Genomic DNA, 6,110 nt, shown 5'->3' on the forward strand with positions numbered 1-6,110 from the left:
TGCCCTCGCCACGGCTTCCGAGTTTTTTTATAGATAGCGTGGGGCGTCCTTCATCGAATTGGCGAGAATCATATAGAGGAGGATGTTCCCCGGTACGATTAAAAAGAATAAACGTACACCGAGCGGGGACAGGTCGAAGTATTCAGCGATGCCGCCACAGACACCAAAGAGCGAGCGGTTCGTGGCAGATTTTCGAAGCGGACGTTGCATAGGCGTGGCTCCTATCTCACATATTTTATGTAAATTTTACCATGTAAACCTGCTGGCCGTGTACGATTGTCACAGGTTTTTTTTCGTCTGAAGCCGGGGAAGGGTTAAGAGAAAGCATGTGTCACCTGGTCCTTTAAAAGGAGGAGCCGATATGGCGAAGAAGGAAAAGCAGTCGTACCACATCGTCACGTTCACGTTTCCAGAGGAGTCGGTCTCGTATCAAGCGTTCAGTAAGTTGAAGAAGTATCACGCCGAAGGGCTAATCGGGTTCGAACAGCTCGTCGTCATTAAACGTGAAGATAATGGGGCGTTCTCGTTCGAAGATGCCGTCCAACTGACATCGACGAACAAGTCGACGAAAGGTGCCTTGATTGGAATGGCCGTCGGGATTCTCGGAGGACCGTTCGGGATTTTATTCGGGACGCTAACGGGCGGACTCATTGGCGGGACGAAAGATTTGAAGCACGTCCAAAGCATTCAAGAGACGTTCAAACGGACCGTCGGCAACATCGAGCCGGGACAGACGGGTGTGATGGGTATCGGGGAGGAGTTTGATCATTCGGTGCTCGATGGGCTCGCCGCCGAACTCGGTGGCACGGTGACACGGACAGACGAAGAACTGTGAAGGGGAGTTGTATATGAAGATTGGTATATTAGGAGCCGGTAAAGTCGGTCGGACGCTCGGACGCAAGTTCGAGGACGTCGGATATGAAGTGTTGTATGGGACGCGCTCGGAGCGCGAGGGGACGATGTCGCTCCAAGACGTGGCGTCGAACGCGCAAATCCTCTTATTGACGACGCCGTTCGCGGCCGCCGTCGACTTGATTCAATCGCTACGAGACTTGGACGACAAAATCGTCATCGACGTGACGAATCCGATCGCTAAAGAGTTTGACGCCATCGAGCGGCCGGAAGGGAAATCGGGGGCCGAGCATCTGCAAGAACTTGCACCGCACGTCCGCATCGTCAAGGCGTTCAACCAGACGGGTGTCGAGAACCTAGAGAACCCGAACAAGTCGATGATGTTCATCGCCGGCGACGAGCCGGAGTCGGTCCGGGCCGTGCAAGACCTCGCTGCGAAGATCGGCTTTGATGCCCATACGCTCAGACACTTGAAGCTGGCGCGTGAGCTCGAGTCGCTCGCGTGGCTATGGATTCATTACGCGACGAAGGAACGGAAGCATCGGAACTTTGCATTCTACTTGAAAGAGAATAGTTTTTAACCAAAAGCGACCAGGACGAATCTTCGTCCCGGTCGTTTTAAAAGCCCGTATAACGGTCGTTTCGCGTTTGCAGGAGTTCAATCGTTTCCCGTTCGATGCGGTCGATGTCAGTCCGTTGCCAACCCGGCATGAGGAACGCATCGACGAGTGCCCAGATACCTGAGATGATTGCACCGAGCCCGAGCGTCAAGACGACGATGAGGAGCATGGCGACGCCTGAGCCAATTTTCCCGAAATAAAAACGGTGGGCACCGAACGCCCCGAGGAAGAACCAGAGCAAGTAGGCGACGACGAGGTTGCGTTTGCGTTTCTCGACCTCGCTGTTGACGAGTTGCATCTCTTGGGTGGTCAAATCCATTCGAGAATAATTCAAGATAAGTCCCTTCTTTCGCATGAAGTTTGATAAAATGAGTTCGTGCTTCATTATAAATTGAAACAGTATCTTTTTCCATGATTTTCTAAAAATGATGGGTCAGAGAAGGAGACAGCTATGGGCTTTGCCATTTTGACGTTCATCGTCGCGTTCATCCACGTCATCGCGGGTGCGGTCGTCTTACATAAGTACCCGCAGTATAAAACGATCGCCATCAGCGTCATCGTGCTCGGTTTCATGTATGGCCTGCTGACGGTCGGATTCATCGTCTTATAACACATAGAATCAAGCGGCGATTGGGGCGTCACTCTTTTTTTTGTCACGCATGAAACTTGTCGACGGCTTCTTCGTATAGAGGGTGAGAGGGGGTGGGGCAAGTGAATGGACGGAAGTTGGCCTTTGCGATTGGAATCGGGTTAGTGATGGCGGGCACTGTTTTTGGTGTGTCCGCGGGTCTGTTGTTTCTCATTGCGAGTGTACTATTTTATCGGAGACAACGTCTAAAAGCGGGAGAGTACGCGACCTCGGTCAAAGAACGTCTACTTTGGCGTTCGAGTGAGAAGACGTGGCTCGTCGCCGTTCTCGTGTTCGTGGTGATGTACTTGATCGGTTTTGGTGCGACGCTAGTGACGATCCCGACTCAGGACCTTGCCTTGACCGCACTGACCTATTTGTTTGCGACAAAAGGGCTGTTTTTGATGAATGAGCTCCATGTGTACGAGCAGGAGGTGAATGATGAGTAATACGTTGTTTAAGATACTATTCGTGATGTGGCTGGTGCTGATTGGCCTCGACTTTTGGCTCGAACAATACGCGCTCGTCGCGGTCACGGGTCTCGGGATCACCGTCTATTCCTATTACAGTCAACAAGTGAAGCGACTTTCGGACGAGTCGAAAACGAGCATCATGAACGAACTGAACGAGAAGACGGTGTCGTTCGTCGTCTTGTCTTTCCTGCTCGTCTTAATTGTCGGGCTTTTATTCGACCTGCGAACCCTTCCGACTGCTGAAGCAGTGTTCGTCGCACTCGGTGGTTTGTTCGTGTATCGGGGCTTGACGATTGGTGGCTTACTCATGCGAGACGTCTATCGAAACGACCTGATGAACCCATCCAAGGAAATCTGACTATAGAAAATCCCAAGCGACGCCGTCGCTTGGGATGTTTTTATGCCGATTTATCGGTCTTTTCTTTTTTCGCTTTTCGGGCGAGCGTCAAGATTTGATATACCTTGAAGAAGTCATATGCGGCTACGGCGATGATGAAGTACGTCCAGAAGCTGAAACCGTACTCTTGTACCGAGTAGTAGGCGAGGACTGTGAATAAGATCCCGAAAGATAAGCTGAACGTCAGCATGATTTTTAAGTGTCGCGGCATACGTGCCACCTCATTTCTACATCAATAATAGGGCGACCATGACGAGCGCGTTATTGAACGCATGAATCGCAATCGGAACGATTAAGCGACGCGTCTTCGCATAGGCGACCGTGAAGGCGAAGCTCATCGCGACGTATACGAGGAAACGATTGTCACCATGGATGAGCGCGAACAAAACAGAGCTGACGCCGAAGGCGATCCAGAAGCCAAACCGGGCGCTCAAATTGCCGAACAAGATATGACGGAACAGAATCTCTTCGATAATCGGGCCGAGCAAGACGACCGATAACGTCATGACAGGAATGAGTCGGACAATATCCGCGATTCGTTCCGTATTCTCCGAGGCGACCATTTCACCGGTGATCGCTGTCTCAATCAAGTTAGCGACGATGACAAGTCCGTACTGCATGAGAATCCCGAGCCCGATCCATTTGACCGTATCGTTCAAGTTCGACTGGATGCCTTGCTGTTTATACAGCTTTAAGTCTGGCCAAAGTAGGAAGAACGAAACGACGATTGTCAAGCTGAAACCGATGGCGAACCAGAGCCCTGTCGCCGTCGTCGTGATCCATTCTGGGCGGACTTTGCTAATGAGTACAGGGAAAAACTGCACGAAGGCGTATAAGAGAATCGGGATGATGTGCCGAACTCGAATGTTAGGCGCCATCGAAAAACGGGTATTTATCGATTGGTTTGAGTTTAGTGTGGCCAATTCAACACGTCCTTAATCACAAGAGTAAGCGTTCCTTTTGACCATTGTATCAAACAAGGTCTCTTGACCGCGAGTAAGAGCAATTTTTCAATGTTCCCCTCTTGCAATTTCGGACATCTCATACTACACTAATCAGTGTTAGCACTCCTTTTTACTGAGTGCTAATAACTTACGATTCAACGATACATCATTCATATTCGGAGGAGGTTTTTTCTATGTTAAAACCACTAGGCGATCGCGTCATCATCGAAGTCGTGGAGAAAGAAGAAAAGACGATCGGAGGCATCGTCCTTCCTGACACGGCGAAAGAGAAGCCGCAACAAGGACGTGTCCTCGCAGTCGGCACTGGCCGCGTCACGGACCAAGGGGAGCGAATCGCGCTCGACGTTAAAGAAAATGATTTGGTCATCTACTCGAAATATGCGGGTACCGAAGTGAAGCATGAAGGTAAAGAATACTTAATCGTTCGCGAGAGCGACATTCTCGCAATCGTAGGCTAAGCACCATTCTTCAAAAACTTGTTTAGGGGGAAATGAACAATGGCAAAAGAAATCAAATTCTCAGAAGACGCACGTCACGCGATGCTCCGCGGTGTCGACGCACTCGCTGACGCAGTAAAAGTCACAATAGGACCGAAAGGACGCAACGTCGTCCTCGAGAAGAAGTTCGGCTCACCGCTCATCACGAATGACGGCGTCACAATCGCAAAAGAAATCGAACTTGAAGACCACTTCGAAAACATGGGCGCGAAGCTCGTTGCCGAAGTTGCGTCGAAGACGAACGAAGTCGCAGGGGACGGTACGACGACAGCGACAGTCCTCGCTCAAGCGATGATTCGTGAAGGGTTGAAGAACGTGACAGCGGGCGCGAACCCGATGATCCTCCGTAAAGGGATCGATAAAGCGGTCCGTCGTGCGCTCGAAGAGTTGAAAGAAATCTCGAAACCGATCGAGTCGAAAGAAGCGATCGCGCAAGTCGCAGCTATCTCGGCAGCGGACGAAGAAGTCGGCGAGTTAATCGCAGAAGCGATGGAGCGCGTCGGCAACGACGGCGTCATCACGATTGAAGAGTCACGCGGCTTCACGACAGAACTCGACGTCGTCGAAGGGATGCAGTTCGACCGTGGATATCTTTCACCATACATGATCTCAGACTCAGACAAGATGGAAGCGGTACTCGACAACCCATTCATCTTGATCACCGATAAGAAGATCTCGAACATCCAAGAAATCATTCCAGTGCTCGAGCAAGTCGTGCAACAAGGGAAACCAATCCTCATCGTTGCGGAAGACATCGAAGGCGATGCGCTCGCGACACTCGTCTTGAACAAGCTCCGTGGTACGTTCAACGCGGTCGCGGTCAAGGCACCAGGCTTCGGCGATCGTCGTAAAGCGATGCTCGAAGACCTCGCGACGCTCACAGGCGGCCAAGTCATCACAGAAGACCTCGGCCTCGAGCTCAAGTCGGCGTCCCTCCAACAGCTCGGACGCGCATCGAAAGTCGTCGTCACGAAAGACACGACAACGATTGTCGAAGGTGCTGGGGACGAAGCGGCAATCAAAGCACGCGTTCAAACGATTCGCAACCAAATCGAAGAGACGTCATCTGACTTCGACCGGGAGAAACTCCAAGAGCGTCTCGCGAAACTCGCTGGCGGCGTAGCCGTCGTCAAAGTCGGCGCAGCGACAGAGACAGAGCTGAAAGAACGTAAGCTCCGCATCGAAGACGCGCTCAACGCGACACGCGCAGCCGTCGAAGAAGGCATCGTCGCAGGTGGTGGTACGGCGTTCATCAACGTCATCCCAGCCGTTCGTGCGTTGCTCGGAGAAGTGACAGCGGATGAAGCGACAGGTGTGAAACTCGTCCTCCGTGCCCTCGAAGCACCGGTCCGTCAAATCGCGGAAAACGCGGGTGAAGAAGGTTCGGTCATCGTCGAGAAGCTCAAGAACGAGTCGGTCGGCATCGGCTACAACGCCGCGACGGGCGAGTACGTCGACATGATCGCACACGGTATCGTCGACCCGGCGAAAGTGACGCGTTCAGCGCTTCAAAACGCAGCATCTGTCTCAGCCATGTTCCTCACGACAGAAGCTGTCATCGCAGACAAGCCAGAACCAGCAGGCGCTGGCGGCGGCATGCCTGACATGGGCGGCATGGGTGGAATGGGCGGAATGATGTGATTCATACGCTCTAACAGAAACCATTCATCAGCGAAAG

At 52.0% G+C, this 6,110-nt stretch carries 11 protein-coding genes; 7 read left to right on the top strand and 4 right to left on the bottom strand.

Annotated features, from left to right (window positions below):
• Positions 1–27: 27 nt before the first annotated feature.
• The gene (locus DI14_RS04080; protein ID WP_034805550.1) at positions 28–210 is read right to left on the bottom strand and encodes a PspC domain-containing protein; all 183 of its coding nucleotides are present in this window, start codon (positions 208–210) and stop codon (positions 28–30) included.
• A 151-nt stretch (positions 211–361) separates the two neighbouring features.
• Between DI14_RS04080 and DI14_RS04085 the strand changes: the two genes are divergently transcribed.
• Together DI14_RS04085 and DI14_RS04090 are read left to right on the top strand one after the other, a co-directional pair.
• On the top strand, positions 362–835 hold the full coding sequence (locus tag DI14_RS04085) for a hypothetical protein (protein WP_034805553.1): 474 nt from the start codon (positions 362–364) through the stop codon (positions 833–835).
• Between the two features lie 13 nt (positions 836–848).
• The gene (locus DI14_RS04090; protein ID WP_034805556.1) at positions 849–1,433 is read left to right on the top strand and encodes an NADPH-dependent F420 reductase; all 585 of its coding nucleotides are present in this window, start codon (positions 849–851) and stop codon (positions 1,431–1,433) included.
• Positions 1,434–1,470: 37 nt separating this feature from the next.
• On the opposite strand, the gene DI14_RS04095 is transcribed toward DI14_RS04090, so the two are convergent.
• A complete protein-coding gene (locus tag DI14_RS04095) occupies positions 1,471–1,806 on the bottom strand; it encodes a TM2 domain-containing protein (protein WP_152545862.1) in 336 nt (111 codons plus the stop codon).
• A gap of 117 nt (positions 1,807–1,923) precedes the next feature.
• Here DI14_RS04095 and DI14_RS15490 point away from each other — a divergent pair, with 117 nt between their 5' ends.
• The 3 genes from DI14_RS15490 (at position 1,924) to DI14_RS04110 (ending at position 2,931) form a co-directional block, all read left to right on the top strand.
• Positions 1,924–2,082, top strand: coding sequence for a hypothetical protein (locus DI14_RS15490; protein WP_024372064.1), 159 nt, complete (start codon positions 1,924–1,926; stop codon positions 2,080–2,082).
• A gap of 101 nt (positions 2,083–2,183) precedes the next feature.
• Entirely contained in the window at positions 2,184–2,549 is a 366-nt protein-coding gene (locus DI14_RS04105; RefSeq protein ID WP_034805559.1) for a hypothetical protein, read from the top strand.
• A complete protein-coding gene (locus DI14_RS04110; RefSeq protein ID WP_034805562.1) occupies positions 2,542–2,931 on the top strand; it encodes a hypothetical protein in 390 nt (129 codons plus the stop codon). The genes DI14_RS04105 and DI14_RS04110 overlap by 8 nt, the downstream gene beginning before the upstream one ends.
• A 40-nt stretch (positions 2,932–2,971) precedes the next feature.
• Here DI14_RS04110 and DI14_RS04115 read toward each other — a convergent pair whose 3' ends face one another.
• Together DI14_RS04115 and DI14_RS04120 are read right to left on the bottom strand one after the other, a co-directional pair.
• On the bottom strand, positions 2,972–3,181 hold the full coding sequence (locus DI14_RS04115; protein WP_029333739.1) for a YdiK family protein: 210 nt from the start codon (positions 3,179–3,181) through the stop codon (positions 2,972–2,974).
• A 16-nt stretch (positions 3,182–3,197) separates the two neighbouring features.
• Positions 3,198–3,893 (bottom strand): CPBP family intramembrane glutamic endopeptidase, encoded by a 696-nt coding sequence (locus tag DI14_RS04120; protein WP_235193390.1) that lies wholly within the window; start codon positions 3,891–3,893, stop codon positions 3,198–3,200.
• Positions 3,894–4,108: 215 nt separating this feature from the next.
• Between DI14_RS04120 and groES the strand changes: the two genes are divergently transcribed.
• Together groES and groL are read left to right on the top strand one after the other, a co-directional pair.
• Positions 4,109–4,393, top strand: coding sequence for a co-chaperone GroES (gene groES / locus DI14_RS04125; protein WP_021065365.1), 285 nt, complete (start codon positions 4,109–4,111; stop codon positions 4,391–4,393).
• A gap of 39 nt (positions 4,394–4,432) precedes the next feature.
• Positions 4,433–6,073 carry a chaperonin GroEL gene (gene groL, locus DI14_RS04130; protein ID WP_034805564.1) on the top strand — a complete coding sequence of 547 codons (1,641 nt, stop codon included), beginning with the start codon at positions 4,433–4,435 and terminating at the stop codon, positions 6,071–6,073.
• Positions 6,074–6,110: the final 37 nt, after the last annotated feature.

Source organism: Exiguobacterium sp. AB2 (assembly GCF_000696055.1).
In the GTDB taxonomy this organism is placed as follows: domain Bacteria; phylum Bacillota; class Bacilli; order Exiguobacteriales; family Exiguobacteriaceae; genus Exiguobacterium; species Exiguobacterium alkaliphilum.

What these genes read in the sequence shown, in the direction of transcription:
- groL (WP_034805564.1), top strand. Translation starts at nt 4,433, where the DNA reads ATGGCAAAAGAAATCAAATTCTCAGAAGACGCACGTCACGCGATGCTC.
- groES (WP_021065365.1), top strand. Translation starts at nt 4,109, where the DNA reads ATGTTAAAACCACTAGGCGATCGCGTCATCATCGAAGTCGTGGAGAAA.
- DI14_RS15490 (WP_024372064.1), top strand. Translation starts at nt 1,924, where the DNA reads ATGGGCTTTGCCATTTTGACGTTCATCGTCGCGTTCATCCACGTCATC.
- DI14_RS04110 (WP_034805562.1), top strand. Translation starts at nt 2,542, where the DNA reads ATGAGTAATACGTTGTTTAAGATACTATTCGTGATGTGGCTGGTGCTG.
- DI14_RS04080 (WP_034805550.1), bottom strand. Translation starts at nt 210, where the DNA reads ATGCAACGTCCGCTTCGAAAATCTGCCACGAACCGCTCGCTCTTTGGT.
- DI14_RS04085 (WP_034805553.1), top strand. Translation starts at nt 362, where the DNA reads ATGGCGAAGAAGGAAAAGCAGTCGTACCACATCGTCACGTTCACGTTT.
- DI14_RS04115 (WP_029333739.1), bottom strand. Translation starts at nt 3,181, where the DNA reads ATGCCGCGACACTTAAAAATCATGCTGACGTTCAGCTTATCTTTCGGG.
- DI14_RS04090 (WP_034805556.1), top strand. Translation starts at nt 849, where the DNA reads ATGAAGATTGGTATATTAGGAGCCGGTAAAGTCGGTCGGACGCTCGGA.